This is a genomic window from Rhodococcus sp. NyZ502 (assembly GCF_041464245.1).
GTDB classification, from domain to species: Bacteria; Actinomycetota; Actinomycetes; order Mycobacteriales; family Mycobacteriaceae; genus Rhodococcus_F; species Rhodococcus_F qingshengii.
Genome location: NZ_CP167155.1, coordinates 6212219 through 6227794, shown reverse-complemented (window position 1 = coordinate 6227794; position 15576 = coordinate 6212219). Strand labels below are relative to the sequence as shown.

Here is a 15576-nt window from a genome sequence, read left to right as displayed (position 1 = left end):
AAACTGTAGTGGGTGGGTCAGGCGCCGATCTTGACGGTGGCCCGCTCGAGGATCGGCGCGACGTCGACGCCCCTCGGCAGCGTTCCGAACACACTCCCCCAGCTGTTTCCGAGCCGACTCGCGCAGAACGCGTCGGCCACCGCGGGGTGCCCGTAGCGGAGCAACAGCGAGGCCTGCAGAGCGAGCGCCATGTCGCCGACGATCTTTCGTGCCCGGTATTCGATGTCGTCGAAATCGCCGAATGCCACCTGGAGATCCCGCACGGCCTGATCGAAGTGGCCGTCCACTCCACTGGCTCGTTTCAGCTCGTCGAAGAACACCTGCAGTGTTTCGGGTTGCTTGGCCATCGCCCGCAGTGTGTCGAGCGCCGCGACGTTGCCGGAACCCTCCCACACCGAAAGCAGCGGAGCCTCGCGATAGAGGCGCGGCATCCGGGATTCCTCCACGTATCCGTTTCCGCCCAGACACTCGAGTGCCTCGGCAGCGTGGATCGGTCCGCGCTTGCAGACGAAGTACTTACTCACGGCCAACGAAATGCGTCGTAGTGCGCTGGCGTGGGCATCGCCTGCGGTTGCGCGGTCGGTCAGAGCGGCCAGCCACATCGCGACGGTGGTCGACGCTTCCGATTCCACCGCCAGATCTGCCAGAACGTTTCGCATCAAGGGTTGGTCGATCAGGTTGGCGCCGAAAGCACTTCGATGCGTCGCGTGGTGAACTGCCTGCATGGTGCCGACGCGCATGCCGGTGGCCGTGCCGATCGTGCAGTCCAACCGGGTCATGTTGACCATCTCGATGATGGTGCGCACGCCCCGGCCTTCCTCGCCGACCATCCATGCGAGAGCGTCGAGGTACTCGACCTCACTGCTCGCGTTGGAATGATTGCCCAACTTGTCCTTCAGACGCTGCAGGTACATGTTGTTGAGCGAGCCGTCCGGCAGGACCCGAGGCAGGAAGAAGCACGACAGGCCACCAGGTGCCTGGGCGAGGACGAGGAACACGTCCGACATCGGCGCGGAGGTGAACCACTTGTGGCCCGTCAGCAGGTAGCTGCCGTCGGATTGTGGCACTGCCCTTGTGGTTCCGGCACGAACATCCGAACCGCCCTGTTTTTCCGTCATCGACATACCGGCGATCAATCCGGGTTTGGTGAGGGGAGCTTTCAGCGCCGAATCGTAGTGCCGCGTGGTCAGGAGGGGTTCGTACTGCGCGGCCAGATCCGCGTTGTGCCGCAGCGCGGGGATCACGGCGTACGTCATGGAGATGGGACAGCCGTGACCGGCGTCGGTTTGACCCCACACGGCCATCTTCGCGGCGCGGACGAGGTGTGCGTGTGGATTCGGGTCAACCCACGGAGCGCCGTGCAGTCCCAATTCCACTGCGGTGCTCATGAGTTGGTGATAGGCGGGGTCGTAACGGACCTCGTCGATACGGTTGCCGTAGCGATCGTGGGTTCTCAGGACGGGTGGGTGCTCCTCGGCCAGATCGCCCCACTCCTGGGCCTGCGCGCTTCCGGCGCGGATCCCGACGCGATGAACCCCCTCGAGTGCGTCCGATGCTCCTTCGCGGTGTAGTGCCTCGAGGATCGGCGCGTATTCGGCTGCGTCGTAATCGATCAGGGGCGGAACCTGATTGGTGACTTCATGCGTGGGTGTCATCGAAGCTCCCTAACGATCGAAGGGTGAAGGCGAGAATGGCGTCGATCGCAGCGGGATCGGTGGTGCCGCCGCGCAGTGGAAGGATCAGGGCCTCGCCGATTGCCCCGACGATGCACGCTGCCGTCAGAGTGGCGTCCTGTGGCGGTATCTCACCGGATTCGACTGCTGAGCGAATTGCGGTGGCGATGCAATCGCGGAACGATTCGCGAAACATCAACCGCTGTTCGTCGACGAGAGGATCTACCGGTTCCACCAGCAGTGCATAGGCGAGAACCGGTGCGCGCATGGCACGTTCGGCGAAGGTCCGAACTGACGCTGATACAGCGGAGCGGTGGTTGCCTTCCAGATGTCGGGCGCTGTCTCCGGCGTCCCGAGCTGCGGATACCTCACGGCTGCAGACTGATTGGAACACTTCGGCGAACAATTCGCCCTTGCCGTCGAAATGTCGATACAGCGTCCCGGTGCCGACGCCGGCGTTCTTGGCCACCGCGGCGATGGAACATCCCGCATAGCCGTGAGTTGCCACTGCCGTCGTGGCGGCCTCGAGCAGTCGGGCGCGTTGGGCGTCCAATCTTTCCTGTACTGCCGGAGTGCGGCGATAGGCCATGTGAAGAAGTGAACACCCGTTCCGTTCTTGCGTCAAGGCTGACTGCTGGAGAATGACGACATGGCTACCACGGCGAAAGTCGATTTCGAAGTTCCGGTTCTGGTTCTCGGTCCGCGACCTCGTGAACCGTATGTCCACACTTACGGCAAGGTCATCGGGTTGAGTCCCGTTGTCGCTCGCTTGGCGTTGAGTTCGACCGCCGGCCCGGTCCGGATCACCGTCGACACGCTGGATGTGGACCCGGGAATTCCCGCTCTCGATGATTGGGAGACCATCGAAGAAGGCACGCTCGAGAGCGTTGTCGCTGGTCTACCACCACTTCGATTGACAGGCGAACGGGTCCACGAGTTCGGATTCCTCGAGCGCCTACCGATTGGCCTCTACCGCATCCGAGCCTCGGTGCGCGGCAGGGACTTTGATCAAGCCGACCCTGAAGCTTTCATCCAGATCTGGCCCGTCGCGGAATTCGAGCCGATTCATCTCTTCAAGTCAGGCGACAAGGTCGAAGTACGGGACGTCTACAGCGATGACAGGCACCTCACGATCCCCCCACGGCCAGGAGGCGTGCAAAAGAAAGCGACTGAGGGTATCCACGCTCACAGCGTGACCGAACCAACATCAGTGCGCCGGCAATGGGAACGGATCGCCGCCTGGTTCTCCGAAAACGGATTTCCGCAAGCACTGGATGCGTTCGCGCCCGGAGCCGCGCAATCGGAAATCGACCGGGTCGAGGCACTGAGCGGAATCGCATGGCCAACCGAATTGAAAGACCTCTACTCGGTCCAGAACGGCTTCGCCCCCGGCGCCTGGATGCAGTTCCTTCCCCAACACGACATGCTCAATCTGGACGAGCTGTTGGCCAATCACCGCAGAGCCCCGGCAGCGTACGAGCTGCGAGATGTCCCGGAGAGTGTTCCCTCATTGTCGGACCGTGCTCAACCGGCAGGAACCCCGATCGGAAAGTTTCTTCCGGACTACACGACCTTCGCCTGCCGCGACGGATACGAATTATTCTGCGACACAAGGCAAGGGGAGCTGTCAGGCTGTGTGACCGAGTATGCCCGTGAGAACGCGGACGCCGCCGGACCTCAGTGGACTTCGATCAGCGCGATGCTCGCCGATCTCGTAGATTCCCTGGAAACGGGTCGGCCTTTCGGTGGTGGCTGGGTAGCGGGACTCGGTGACGGCGGACTTTCCTGGCGGTACGCACCTGCGTAGCGTGTGCAGCCACTTCACGCGGCAGCGGTGCGAGCCTGTTCCTCGCGCCACCACGCGACGGTCGCTTCGGCGGCCTGATCGAGCGGCGTCGGCGAGAGTCCGAGCAGCACTTCGCTGGCACTCGAGTCCATGACGAACGGCTTGGTGAACTGGTAGTTCATCTCAGCGAGTTCGCGGCTGTCGGTGTTGATCTTGCCGGCGGCGTCGAGCACCCAGGCGGGGAGTACACCCACCTTGGCGGGGGATGCCCCGGCGGCGCGGGCGAAGGCCTCGGCGATCTTGCGCTGAGTGAGCGCGGGGCCGGTGGGTGCGTGGAGGACGGAGTTCCAAAGTTCGGGGTTGTGTGCCGCCGCGATCATCGCTGCTGCGAGATCGGGGATGTAGGTGAAGGAGTGCGGCTGATCTGCGGAACCGATGACACGAATCTTCTTACCTGCCATGACTTTCGGAACCATGCGCTCGCCCGCGTGGGCGGTGCGGACGCGGGGACCGAAGAAGTCCGAGGCCACGACGCTGACGGTGGGTGTTGCAGAGGCCTCGCGAGCACGCAGCAGCGCGGTGCGCACGCCGCGCTTGCCACCGGTGGCGTTGCGTGGATCGGATTCGGTCATCAGGGTGTCGGAGTTGTAGGCGTAGAGGCTTTCGGGGAAGACCACGACGGCACCGATGGATGCGGCCGCGTCGAGCACAACCTTCTCGGCCGCCGGGAGTTCCCGCTCCCAATCGGCTGCGTTGTAAGCAGCGTGGATGCAGTGGTAGATGGCCGTGGCGCCCTCGCTGACCGAGCGAAGGGCCTCGGAATCCGAGACGTCGACGCGTCGGCGGTCGATCAGCGGGTGCTCGGGCCCGCTGCCGGACCTGGTCAGGAGCCGGACGTTGATTCCCTGCTCGGCGAGCTGTAGTGCGACGGCGGATCCGACGGGTCCTGCTCCGGTGACGATTTCGAGGTTCGACATGGTGTGCTCCTTCTTGTTTCGAGTGAACTGAGAGCACTGCTCTCGTTTTCAAGAATGCACCTGCACCCGAGCGATGTCAAGAGCAGTGCTCTCTTTTGTTGATATTGCTCTCGGGAATGGGGCAAGATGGACTCATGGTTGGAACTCCCCGTGAGCGGGCGCGCGAACAGACGCTGCAGGACATCACCCGTATCGGACGCGAGCATCTTGCTGCCGTCGGCGCTGCCGCTTTGTCTCTGCGGGCCGTCGCGCGTGACCTGGGAGTCGTGTCCTCAGCGGTATACCGCTATGTCGCCAGTCGGGACGAACTGCTGACCTTGCTGGTGGTCGACGGGTACACGGAACTGGGCGCGGAAGTGGACGCCGCCGTGAATGCCGTTGCAGCAGAGGATTTTCGCGGACAGTTCATTGCTCTCGGGCGCGCCGTTCGGAGCTGGGCGATCCGGGAGCCGGCCCGCTACGGTCTGTTGTTCGGCAGCCCCGTCCCCGGCTACGACGCTCCGGGCGAGCAGACCACCGGCCCCGGCACCCTCGTCGTGACCGCGCTGATCGGGATCATCGACGCCGCCCATCGCGCGGGTTCACTGACGGTGCGAGAGGGTCCGGGCCTGAGTGACACGTTGGCAGCGGACCTCGAGGGAGTGCGGAATGAACTGGGTACGGACCTGCCGCCGGATGCCGCGGTGCGCGCAACTCTCGTCTGGGTATCGCTGTTCGGTTCGGTGAACTTCGAGGTGTTCGGGCAGTACGGAAGCGATACGTTCACCGACGCGAGCGAGATTTTCGAGCGGCATTTGGCACTACTTGCCGATGTGGCGGGTCTGACCTGAACACGCTTGTGTCTCGTTCCTCCGCGCGCAGTTGTCGGTGAGATGATGTCCTTGTGGCGCACGCAGAAGAACCCGAGGATCGAATGGCCTGGATAGAACCGGAGGTTCGTCCGGGCAGTTTGTTGGTGTCGTCGACCGATCTCACGGAACCCGCATTTCGCCGCACCGTCATCTACATGATCGAGCACAACGACGCCGGGAGCCTGGGCGTCGTCGTCAATCGGCCGAGTGAGACGGCCGTGCAGAACGTGTTGCCGCAGTGGTCACCGCTGACCGCGCATCCTTCGGCCCTGTACATCGGTGGACCAGTCAAGCGTGACTCGGCGCTTTGCCTGGGCATCGCTCGCAACGGTGCGCGGATCGACGGCGTCGCCGGTCTGCGGCGGGTGGACGGCAAGGTAGTCATGGTGGATCTGGACTCGGACCCGGAGGTCATTGCTCCTCTGGTCGAAGGGATCCGAATTTTTGCCGGGTACTCGGGTTGGACTCTGGGCCAGCTGGATTCGGAGCTCGAGCGTGAAGACTGGATGGTGATCAGCTCGCTGCCGTCGGATGTGCTGACGCCGCCCCGAGTCGATGTCTGGGCACGGGTGCTACGACGCCAGCCGCTACCCGTGGCGATGCTGGCCAGCCACCCCATCGAGGTGGAACGAAACTGACTTGTCGGAGGTCGATGATATTCCTGTGTCATCGTTTTCGAGAGAGGTGGCAGTAATGCTCGCTGAGCGTCAGATCCAGTGCGCGGATTGTGTTTCGGATGTCGATCACTGCCACGATTCTTTGCTGCGGCATGCCGACGGATCACTCGAATGCACCGGCGCGAACTGCCTCGACCTGGCATCGGTCCGCCATGCGCTGTCCATCGATTGTGCTGAACTGCAGGGCGGTTGCGGCTGCGTCGACGCGACCCGAGGCGAGTTGCTCGCTAGCTGACGCTGACCGGATCCCGATTCGCGAAGCGTTGCGCCATCGCAGCACAGACGATCAGTTGGATCTGATGGAAGATCATCAGCGGCAACACGATCAGGCCGACGGGCTGGCCCGCGAACAGTACAGCCGCCATCGGTAGGCCCGTTGCCAAGGACTTCTTCGACCCGCAGAAGATGATGACGATCTGATCGGGAAGATCGAACCCGAGCTTGCGCCCCGCGAGAGTGGTCACGCCGAGAACCAGCGCGAGAATCAGGCAGCACACGATTGTGAGGATCACGATCTGCCAGATCGTGATGGTGCTCCAGATCCCCTCTTTCATGCTTTCGCTGAAGGCGGCGAAGACAACGAGGAGGATCGATCCGCGATCGACGTACTTGGTGGGTTCGGCGTACTTCTGCAGCCATCCGATCACCAGCGGGCGGATCAGCTGACCGACGATGAACGGGATCAGCAACTGCACGACGATGTCGAGGATCGACGAGAAGTCGACCGTCGCCTGGCCGGTGGTGTTCATCAGCAGAACCACCAGCAGCGGTGTGACGAAGACGCCGATCAGGTTGGAGAACGACGCACTGACGATCGCGCCCGCGACGTTCCCCTTGGCGATCGAGGTGAACGCGATCGAAGACTGAACCGTCGACGGAACCAGGCACATGTAGAGGATGCCGGTGTAGAGCTCGTCGCTGATCAGCGTCGGTGACAGGAATCGCAGTGCTAGGCCGATCAGTGGGAACAGCACGAACGTCGCGGCGAGGACGACGGTGTGCAGTCGCCAGTGCTTGACGCCCTTCCAGGCTTCCTGCGGCGAGAGCCGTGCGCCGTAGAGCAGGAACAAGAAGCCGATGGCGATCTTGGTGGCCCAGTTCAGAATGCTCTCCGCGGTACCCGATACCGGGAACACACTTCCGAGCACGCCGGCGATGATGATGCCGAGGATGAACCCGTCGATGTAGAACCTACTGAGAAACTTCACCTGGCTAAGGATAACGGCGTGCGTCGACGGGCTCTCGAGCCCCACGAAGGTTGAAGCCCATCACGGCCAGGCACAGCAGCGTCCCGACGATCGACAGCTCGATGATGGCCGTCTGCATTCCCTGGAGGGTGATGGCGATACCCGCGATGATCGACGGGATCGCCAGTCCCGCGTAGCTGACGGTGAAGAACGCGGCCAGAACTCCGCCGTGGCTCTCGCGGGCGTGGGTCCGGGCGGCGGCGTTGACGCGCTTCATGCCGCCGGCAAACGCCAGACCGTGCCCGGCGCCGACCACGACGGTGATGGCGCCCAGCAGTGCCAGGCTCGGGACGAGGTCGACCACGAGGAGGCCGATCATTCCCAGAGCGAGGATTCCCAGACCGACGGTGACGGACGTGCGCGGGTCCATGCGGCTTCCGCCGAGTTGCGCGACCACCGAGCAGATCATCACCAGTGCAGCTGCCCCGCCGCCGAGTAGAAGGTTGTCGATGTTCAGCAGGCTGGTCATCCACGACGGGACCACCGACTGGAAGAGCCCGACCGCGCCCCACGACAGCGCGACGGCGAGCGAGCTGAGCCAGAAAGTCTCGCGAATAGTGGCGGGAACATGTGGCATTTGGAAGAACCGCTTCGGGCGTGTGACGTCCCCGATCCGCGGAAGTAGCAGCAACACGATCAGTGCCGGGATGAACGCGACGAGGAAGATCAGATACGGCAACCGCAGCGGTTGTGGAAGGTACTGGGCGATTGCACCGGACACGAGTGGTCCGAGCGCACCGCCCAACGCGCCCGTCACCGTCGATACGAGCGCTGCTCGTCGGTGATCGAACTTCGGTTCCTGCTCCACCAATGCGGCGCTGCCCGCCGCACTGGCCGCGCCCACCGCGATTCCCTGGGCAATCCGGCCGACGAACAACCACACCGTCGCGTCGGCAAATGCCAGAACGAGCGTGCCGACGACGCTCAGAGCGAGTGCAGTAAGGAGCACGGTGCGTCGGCCGAGGGCGTCGGACAGCGGTCCGAAGAACAGCAATGCCGGAACGAGGCCGGCGACGTAGACGCCGTAGATCAGCGTCTGGATGGTGGGCGTGAATCCGAACTCGGTCCGGTACAGCCCGTAGACGGAGGTGGGCATGTTCGCGCCCAAGAGGATCACGGTGAGGACGTAGCCCACGCCGTAGAAGTGTCGATTGGTGCGGCGTGTGCGTTCTTCGGTGGCGACAGCTGTGGCGGACGTGGGAAGCCCCTCCTGAAGACAGAGTGCGAAAATACATGGGTCGTCCTACGTATCGTAGGTGAGTGGAATGATCGCCGCTAATGCTGTGAGGATGAGCTGATGACCGTTGTTCGCAAAGAGTCCGCGTACGAGCAATCCCTCGACTGGATGCGCACGCAGATCTCCGACGGCGTCTGGACAGTGGGCAATCGTGTTCCGACCGAGCCGGAGCTGATGAGTGTTCTCGGCGTCGGCCGGAACACCGTGCGCGAAGCGATCAAGACATTGACCTCGACGGGAGTTCTCGAGATCCGTCGCGGATCAGGGACCTTCGTGCGCGCTCGGACCGACATCGGCGGACTGCTCGGCAAACACGCGTCCGTCGACGAGATGAAATACGTCTTCGAAGTGCGTCGTGCGCTCGAGATGGAAGCGGTCCGGTTGGCGTGTGAGCGTCGCAGCGACGACGACGTTCGGATACTTCGTGAACTGGCCGCCAAGCGTGATGTCCCAGCGGAGAACTTCGTCGACGTCGATCTCGCGTTTCACATTGCCGTTGTCGATGCCGCCCACAATCCCGTGCTGAAAGATCTGTTTGCCGGAATCCTCGAAACAGTTCGAGCCACCTACGAGGTGACCGAAGGGGTGCATCCGCCGTCGCTGACGTCTTCGCATCATCAGGGAGTTGCCGAAGCCATCGCCGAACGCGATGTCACCAAAGCCAGGGCTGCGGCGTGTGGGTATCTCGAGAAGACTCAGGAAGCGATCGGTTCAGGCTCGGCGGTTAGCGAGTCCGGGCGTCGGCCAATCGATTGAGTGACCCCGCGATGTCTTTGGCTTCGGGTGTCGTGATCGTGAGTCGGTCGCCACAAGCGAACGTTATGACCACCGCTGGTCCGGTGCGGGTGACGACGCCGTAGTTGCGACGACCCTTGGTCTTGAGTCCCCAGCCGCCGAAGTCCGCGAACGGTTTGATCTCCGCGATGTCAGCTCCGACAACTTCGTCTATGTCGTAGGTCATCGCAGCCATCCCCATGTTGATCACCCGGATCTCCCGTTCGTCGACGATCACCCGGAAGCGAACCAGGCTGACGACGAGCAGTCCGAGTGCCCCGAAGATGAACAACGGCCAGAGTGACCGCATCGCCAACGCCATGATGACTCCGGGCGCCAGAGTGATCGCAGTGAGGATCACCGACCCCTTGGTGCTGAATCCGACGTCGTCGGAGATGGGGAGAGCGCAGCGGCTTCGCGGCAACCCGGCCGAGGGTTCGATCGTGGCAAGAGTGCGGACGCGGTAGTCACGCAGGAACGAGGCGCCGATCCACCCCAGCACCCCGCCGACTGCAAAGCCGACACCGATAGACCACAGCGGGAGTGACGTCGTGGATGGATCGGTGACATCGAGTTGGGTGTAGAGCAAAGCGAAGTTCACTGTCGTGATGAGCCCGACCACGCTCAGCCCGACAACCAACATGAATCGGCGCATCATCAGCATCGCGGGAGCAAGAGCAGCAATCGCACTCAGGCCGCCACCGAAGAGCAGCGTCAGAAGTGCAATGGTCCAGGCGTTGGCCGACGGGGTGGAGAATCCGTCCGGCGAGGTGGTGGTCCAGTGAGTCGCGATCTGTTCCGGGAGGCGGGGCTCCCAAATTTTTGTCAGGACGAAGCCGAAGACCGCACACAACAGCGGAACGACTAGCCCGAATACGACCCCGGCCGGGTCGACCACGCGATGTTTCACGTGAATCAATGAGCCGGCTGGCAAGCATCCTTGAGCGCGCAGGCACCGCAGGAAGCGGTGCCGCAAGCGGCAGCGTTCGCCTTGGCCTCGGGGGTCTCCGCCACCGGCTCGTCGGCGGCAGGCTCGGAGTGCCCGCCGCAGTTGCAGTCGTTACCGCATCCGCTCTGCTGCGGGAGCGCGGCGGCTGCGCGGGTGCCGATGCCTCCACCGAAACCGGCAGTGAGGACGGCGACGACGACGGCGATGATCGCGACGGCAATGCCGAAGACTCCGCCGATGGTCAACGCAGCGACTCCGCCGATGACGAACATTCCGGCGGCCGCGAGCATGGTCGGACCGGCCACCTTGTTGGCGAGGGCGAACGACTCCTCGCTCCGCAGGGAATCCTCGGTGCGGACACCGGCCCAGCGGTTGCGCGGGAGTTTGCCGATCAGTCCGGCGACACCAACTCCACCGACGGCGACAGCGAGCACGAATAGCACCACAGCGACAACGATCACCCATACAGGATAGGCGCGAGTGGAGTTGATGGTATGCCCGGGTCGTGCAGGCTCTACCCTGGTTATCGGTATTTCCGTCAGCCAAGTAGATAGCGACCACAGTGACCGAGTCTCCGCAGTCCCCCGATTCACCAGCCGACGCAACTCCGCAGCACCGCTACACCGCGGAGCTCGCCGGCCAGATCGAGCAGCACTGGCAGGACCGCTGGAGTGAGGAAGGCACGTTCAACGCGCCCAATCCGGTCGGTCCGCTCTCCTCGCCCGACGGTGTTCCCGCCGACAAGCTCTTCGTGCAGGACATGTTCCCGTACCCCTCGGGTTCGGGCCTGCATGTCGGTCACCCGCTCGGATACATCGCTACGGACGTCTTCGCGCGCTTCCATCGCATGCAGGGCCGCAATGTCCTGCACACCCTCGGTTACGACGCCTTCGGTCTCCCGGCCGAGCAGTACGCCGTGCAGACGGGTACCCACCCACGGACCACCACCGAGTCCAACATCGCCAACATGAAGCGCCAGCTGCGACGCCTGGGTCTGGGCCACGACGAGCGTCGTAGTCTCGCGACGACGGATGTCGACTTCTACCACTGGACGCAGTGGATCTTCCTGCAGATCCATGGCGCCTGGTACGACAAGGAAGCCGGCAAGGCCCGTCGTATCTCCGAGCTGGAAGCCGAGTTCGATTCCGGTGAGCGTGCTCTGGAAGACGGACGCGAGTGGGCGTCGCTGACAGTCGCCGAGAAGGCAAAGGTCGTCGACTCGTACCGCCTCGTCTACCAGTCGGATTCGATGGTCAACTGGTGCCCCGGTTTGGGTACCGTGCTGGCCAACGAGGAAGTCACCGCCGACGGTCGTAGTGACCGCGGAAACTTCCCCGTGTTCCGTAAGCACCTCCAGCAGTGGATGATGCGCATCACCGCGTACTCCGATCGCCTGGTCGACGATCTCGAGTACCTGGATTGGCCGGACAAGGTCAAGGCGATGCAGCGCAACTGGATCGGACGCTCCTATGGCGCCGAAGTTACCTTTGCCGCAGGCCAGTACGGCGTCGATGTGTTCACGACGCGCCCCGACACGCTGTTCGGCGCCACCTATGTGACGCTGGCTCCTGAGCATGACTTGGTGGACAAGCTCGTCGCGGACGAGTGGCCCGAAGGTGTCGACGCACGCTGGACTGGCGGTGCCACGACGCCGGCGGAAGCTGTTGCTGCATACCGTAAGTCGATTGCCGCCAAGACCGACCTGGAGCGTCAGGAAAACAAGGAGAAGACGGGCGTCTTCCTCGGTTCCTACGCGGTCAATCCGGTCAACGGACACAAGGTTCCGATCTTCATCGCCGACTACGTGCTGACGGGCTACGGCACCGGCGCGATCATGGCAGTTCCAGGACACGATCACCGTGACTGGGAGTTCGCGAACGCGTTCGGACTGGAAATTCTCGAAGTTATTGCCGGTGGCGATGTTTCGGAGGCTGCGTACTCCGGTGACGGCCCGCTGGTGAACTCCGACTACCTCGACGGTTTGGACGTAGCCGAGGCCAAGGCGACCGTCATCAGCCGCCTCGAGGAGAGCGGGCAGGGCAAGGGCACCATCCAGTACAAGCTGCGCGACTGGCTCTTCGCGCGTCAGCGTTACTGGGGCGAGCCTTTCCCGATTGTCTACGACGCGGACGGCAACGCACACGCCCTGCCGGATTCGGCTCTGCCCGTGGTGCTTCCGGAGGTCGAGGACTACGCACCCGTGTCCTTCGATCCAGACGATGCCAACTCCGAGCCCTCTCCCCCGCTGAACAAGGCGACCGACTGGGTCAACGTCGAGCTCGATCTCGGTGACGGTCTGCAGACCTACCACCGCGACACCAACGTCATGCCGCAGTGGGCAGGTAGCTCGTGGTACCAGCTGCGCTACATCGACCCCACCAACCAGGACGCCTTCTGCGACCCGCAGAACGAGGCGTACTGGACGGGCCCGCGTCCGGAACTGCACGGCCCCAACGATCCCGGTGGAGTCGACCTGTACGTCGGCGGCGTCGAGCACGCAGTGCTGCACCTGCTGTACTCGCGCTTCTGGCACAAGGTTCTGTTCGACCTGGGCTACGTGTCCTCGAGCGAGCCGTACCGTCGCCTCTACAACCAGGGCTACATCCAGGCATTCGCGTACACCGATGCCCGCGGCGTCTACGTGCCGGCAGATGAGGTCGTCGAGCGTGACGGCAAGTTCTTCTTCGAGGGCGCCGAGGTCAACCGCGAGTACGGCAAGATGGGCAAGAGCCTCAAGAATGCCGTTGCGCCGGACGAGATCTGCGCCGAGTTCGGTGCAGACACCTTGCGTGTGTACGAGATGTCGATGGGCCCGCTGGACACCTCGCGTCCGTGGGCGACCAAGGACGTCGTCGGTGCTGCTCGATTCCTGCAGCGAGTGTGGCGCGTCGTCATCGACGAGGAGACCGGCAAGCCCCGTGTCACCGACGAAGCGCCCGGTGAGGAGACGCTGCGTGCGCTCAACAAGGCGATTTCCGGTGTCATCGAGGATTACACCGCGCTGCGCGACAACACGGCCGCTGCGAAGCTGATCGAGTACAACAACCACCTCACCAAGGCGTTCCCGGGCGGTGCGCCGCGTGCTGCTGTCGAGCCGCTGGTGCTGATGCTCGCTCCCCTGGCGCCGCACCTCGCGGAAGAGCTGTGGTCGCGTCTGGGTCACACGGAATCCCTTGCGCACGGACCCTTCCCGGCAGTCGAGGAGAAGTGGCTCGTCGAGGATACCGTCGAGTACCCGATCCAGGTCAACGGCAAGGTTCGTAGCCGCATCAGCGTCCCGGCGGATGCCGATCGCAAGGCTGTCGAAGAGATTGCGCTGGCCGACGAGAAGATCGTCGCTCTGCTCGAGGGCAACGCACCCCGCAAGGTGATCGTTGTGCCGGGCAAGATGGTGAACATAGTTCTGTAGGGCCTTCGGCCCCTGTGCGCCGTTTTGGTAGTTACCGCTACCGAAACGGCGCACAGTCGTTTCTGGGGGATGATTCCCGACGTTGACACCGAGGGGGGAACCTCAAAGGCGGGATCGTCAAGTACGGGGTGGTCGGTATTTCGAAGATGGGAATGGCTCCACGTTCAAGTTCGAACCGAAAATCGTTGCCGTTGCTCATAATCCAAGGCCAGGTTGGAGTTTGTGACGCCAATCAGTCGTTGTCCTGAATGTCCCGCTCCACGGAACATTTGGTAGCGCGTGTTCGATGTGAGGGCTGTGATGCACGTAACACGTTGCCGAGAGCGGTAGCTGTCGTTCCATTGCACTTCCCGGCTAGGCCCCCGTCGACGGTATTCGACAGAGGGTCAATCGAATTCGTAGGTGTTCCCGAAAGGATCTTCCAGCCATGGCGTCTCATGTCCACAGCGACGGTTCGTCTCCCAGTTTGCCCGAACCGACATCGATACCGGAGCGGTGGACTCCGCGACTGGTGTTCTCCCTGGCGTCGATTGTTCTACTTCTCGAGATGCTCGCAGTGAGCTACATGATGATCTCCACTGCTCTCCCTGCGATCTCGGTGCACTATCAAACGACGCAGGGAGCTTGGCTGCTCACGTCGTTCTTGCTGCTGGGGGCGGTCGCGTCTCCTCTGCTCGGCAAGCTCGCCGACATGTACGGCAAACGAAAAGTCCTGCTCTTGGCTGTCGCCGGCGCGGCGGTCGGATCCTTCATTTCGGCGATAGCGCCGAGCTACGCGATCCTGATTCTGGGCCGGTCGCTGACGGGTCTGCTGGTTCCCTGCCTGTTCCTGAGTTACTCCCTCATTCGAGATGTTTTTCCGCCGAAAACTGTTGCCTTGGCCGTCAGTATCGCGACTTCCGGTATGGGTTTGATTGCGATCCCGGCGCCGTTCCTCACCGGTTGGTTGATCGACAACCACGGGTTCCGGAGCATCTTCTGGTTCTTTGTCGTCGGGCTGGTTCTCCTCGGCGGCATGATCTTCGCTTCGACGGCGGAATCGACTGTCCGACTTCGCTCTTCGCTGGACCTGATCGGTGCGGTACTGCTCGGGTCGGGCATCGCCGGAATTCTGATCGGCGTCAGCTTCGGACCGACCTGGGGCTGGAAGAACGGTTCGACACTGGCCTACCTGATCGGCGGCGTCGCACTGTTGGTGGCTTGGGTTGCCTCTGCCCGAGCCATCCGCGAGCCCTTGATCGACCTGCGCTACTTCGGCAAGCGTTCGGTGATGCTCACCGCCGTCGGTGCCGGGTTCTGCTACGGCGCGTCGGGAGTCTTCACGATCTTGCTGCCGATGATGGTGATGACCCCAGCAGTTCTCGGCCTGGGATACGGATTCGGCGTGACGGCAGAGGGATTCGCGATCTTCCAGGCGCCCCTTGGCGGCATGGTGGTGGTCGGTGGTTTGATCGTGGGCTTCCTCGTGGGGCGCAACATCCGGCCCCGTCTGCTGATGATCATCGGAATGATACTCATGGCAGTCGGATTCACGTTGACGGCCACCATTCACGACAACAAGCCTCTGCTCATCATCTTTGCCGGAATCTTCGGTGTCGGTATGGGTATGGGCTACGCCTCCATCCCGAACCTGCTCATCGAGGCAGTGCCGCCGCAGTTGCAGGCAACCACGGCGAGCATGGTTGCGGTCTTTCAGAGCATCTTCCCCGCAGTGCTTCCCGTCATCGCCTTCACGGTCTTGAACTCGCACATCGCGATGGCGATGGAGGGCGCTGTGTTCTACACCGACGAGGGCATGCGTATCGCGTTCCTGATCGGTGCTGCTGCAGCAGTTCTCGGCGCGATCGCAGCCGTGTTCCTGCCTCGAAACATCGTCCAGATCGGCGAAGAAGACGGTGTGCAGCAGGAGACGTCCCTCCTCCCTGCTCACTGATCTCACGATGATGTGCGGCTACTGGCCAACGTCCGTAGCCGCACATCGCCGTGGTGGCACTTC

The 15576-nt window shown here is 63.0% G+C and carries 14 protein-coding genes; 7 read left to right on the top strand and 7 right to left on the bottom strand.

What is annotated here, in order from left to right:
* Positions 1 to 17 precede the first annotated feature (17 nt).
* Positions 18 to 1655, bottom strand: a complete 1638-nt coding sequence (locus tag ACBG85_RS28875) for an acyl-CoA dehydrogenase family protein (RefSeq protein WP_372025730.1) — start codon at positions 1653 to 1655, stop codon at positions 18 to 20.
* Positions 1639 to 2262 (bottom strand): TetR/AcrR family transcriptional regulator, encoded by a 624-nt coding sequence (locus ACBG85_RS28870; protein WP_372025728.1) that lies wholly within the window; start codon positions 2260 to 2262, stop codon positions 1639 to 1641. The genes ACBG85_RS28875 and ACBG85_RS28870 overlap by 17 nt, the downstream gene beginning before the upstream one ends.
* Before the next feature lie 60 nt (positions 2263 to 2322).
* Between ACBG85_RS28870 and ACBG85_RS28865 the strand changes: the two genes are divergently transcribed.
* On the top strand, positions 2323 to 3480 hold the full coding sequence (locus tag ACBG85_RS28865; RefSeq protein WP_234551185.1) for a hypothetical protein: 1158 nt from the start codon (positions 2323 to 2325) through the stop codon (positions 3478 to 3480).
* 14 nt (positions 3481 to 3494) lie between these two features.
* Here the strand turns inward: ACBG85_RS28865 and ACBG85_RS28860 are convergent, their stop codons facing one another.
* Positions 3495 to 4436 carry an NAD-dependent epimerase/dehydratase family protein gene (locus ACBG85_RS28860; protein WP_372025726.1) on the bottom strand — a complete coding sequence of 314 codons (942 nt, stop codon included), beginning with the start codon at positions 4434 to 4436 and terminating at the stop codon, positions 3495 to 3497.
* Between the two features lie 134 nt (positions 4437 to 4570).
* On the opposite strand from ACBG85_RS28860, the gene ACBG85_RS28855 reads away from it, so the two are divergent.
* The 3 genes from ACBG85_RS28855 to ACBG85_RS28845 are packed head-to-tail and all read left to right on the top strand — an operon-like array spanning position 4571 to position 6199.
* On the top strand, positions 4571 to 5266 hold the full coding sequence (locus tag ACBG85_RS28855; protein WP_372025724.1) for a TetR/AcrR family transcriptional regulator: 696 nt from the start codon (positions 4571 to 4573) through the stop codon (positions 5264 to 5266).
* 53 nt (positions 5267 to 5319) lie between these two features.
* A complete protein-coding gene (locus ACBG85_RS28850) occupies positions 5320 to 5925 on the top strand; it encodes a YqgE/AlgH family protein (RefSeq protein ID WP_003942572.1) in 606 nt (201 codons plus the stop codon).
* A 55-nt stretch (positions 5926 to 5980) separates the two neighbouring features.
* Positions 5981 to 6199 (top strand): hypothetical protein, encoded by a 219-nt coding sequence (locus tag ACBG85_RS28845; protein WP_007729106.1) that lies wholly within the window; start codon positions 5981 to 5983, stop codon positions 6197 to 6199.
* Here ACBG85_RS28845 and ACBG85_RS28840 read toward each other — a convergent pair.
* Both ACBG85_RS28840 and ACBG85_RS28835 read right to left on the bottom strand, forming a co-directional pair.
* Positions 6192 to 7172: a bile acid:sodium symporter family protein gene (locus tag ACBG85_RS28840; RefSeq protein WP_003942582.1), complete on the bottom strand. Its 981-nt coding sequence runs from the start codon at positions 7170 to 7172 to the stop codon at positions 6192 to 6194. The genes ACBG85_RS28845 and ACBG85_RS28840 overlap by 8 nt on opposite strands.
* Positions 7173 to 7176: 4 nt before the next feature.
* The gene (locus ACBG85_RS28835) at positions 7177 to 8346 is read right to left on the bottom strand and encodes an MFS transporter (RefSeq protein WP_192712804.1); all 1170 of its coding nucleotides are present in this window, start codon (positions 8344 to 8346) and stop codon (positions 7177 to 7179) included.
* Positions 8347 to 8508: 162 nt separating this feature from the next.
* On the opposite strand from ACBG85_RS28835, the gene ACBG85_RS28830 reads away from it, so the two are divergent.
* Positions 8509 to 9204 (top strand): FadR/GntR family transcriptional regulator, encoded by a 696-nt coding sequence (locus tag ACBG85_RS28830; protein ID WP_007729102.1) that lies wholly within the window; start codon positions 8509 to 8511, stop codon positions 9202 to 9204.
* Here the strand turns inward: ACBG85_RS28830 and ACBG85_RS28825 are convergent.
* Together ACBG85_RS28825 and ACBG85_RS28820 are read right to left on the bottom strand one after the other, a co-directional pair.
* Positions 9173 to 10132, bottom strand: a complete 960-nt coding sequence (locus ACBG85_RS28825) for a DUF1648 domain-containing protein (RefSeq protein WP_372025721.1) — start codon at positions 10130 to 10132, stop codon at positions 9173 to 9175. The two genes, ACBG85_RS28830 and ACBG85_RS28825, sit on opposite strands and share 32 nt — an antisense overlap.
* 5 nt (positions 10133 to 10137) lie before the next feature.
* Positions 10138 to 10632, bottom strand: a complete 495-nt coding sequence (locus ACBG85_RS28820; protein WP_372025719.1) for an SdpI family protein — start codon at positions 10630 to 10632, stop codon at positions 10138 to 10140.
* A gap of 101 nt (positions 10633 to 10733) precedes the next feature.
* Between ACBG85_RS28820 and leuS the strand changes: the two genes are divergently transcribed.
* Together leuS and ACBG85_RS28810 are read left to right on the top strand one after the other, a co-directional pair.
* A complete protein-coding gene (gene leuS, locus ACBG85_RS28815; protein WP_372025717.1) occupies positions 10734 to 13580 on the top strand; it encodes a leucine--tRNA ligase in 2847 nt (948 codons plus the stop codon).
* Positions 13581 to 14007: 427 nt separating this feature from the next.
* Positions 14008 to 15513, top strand: a complete 1506-nt coding sequence (locus tag ACBG85_RS28810; protein WP_372025715.1) for an MFS transporter — start codon at positions 14008 to 14010, stop codon at positions 15511 to 15513.
* Positions 15514 to 15576: the final 63 nt, after the last annotated feature.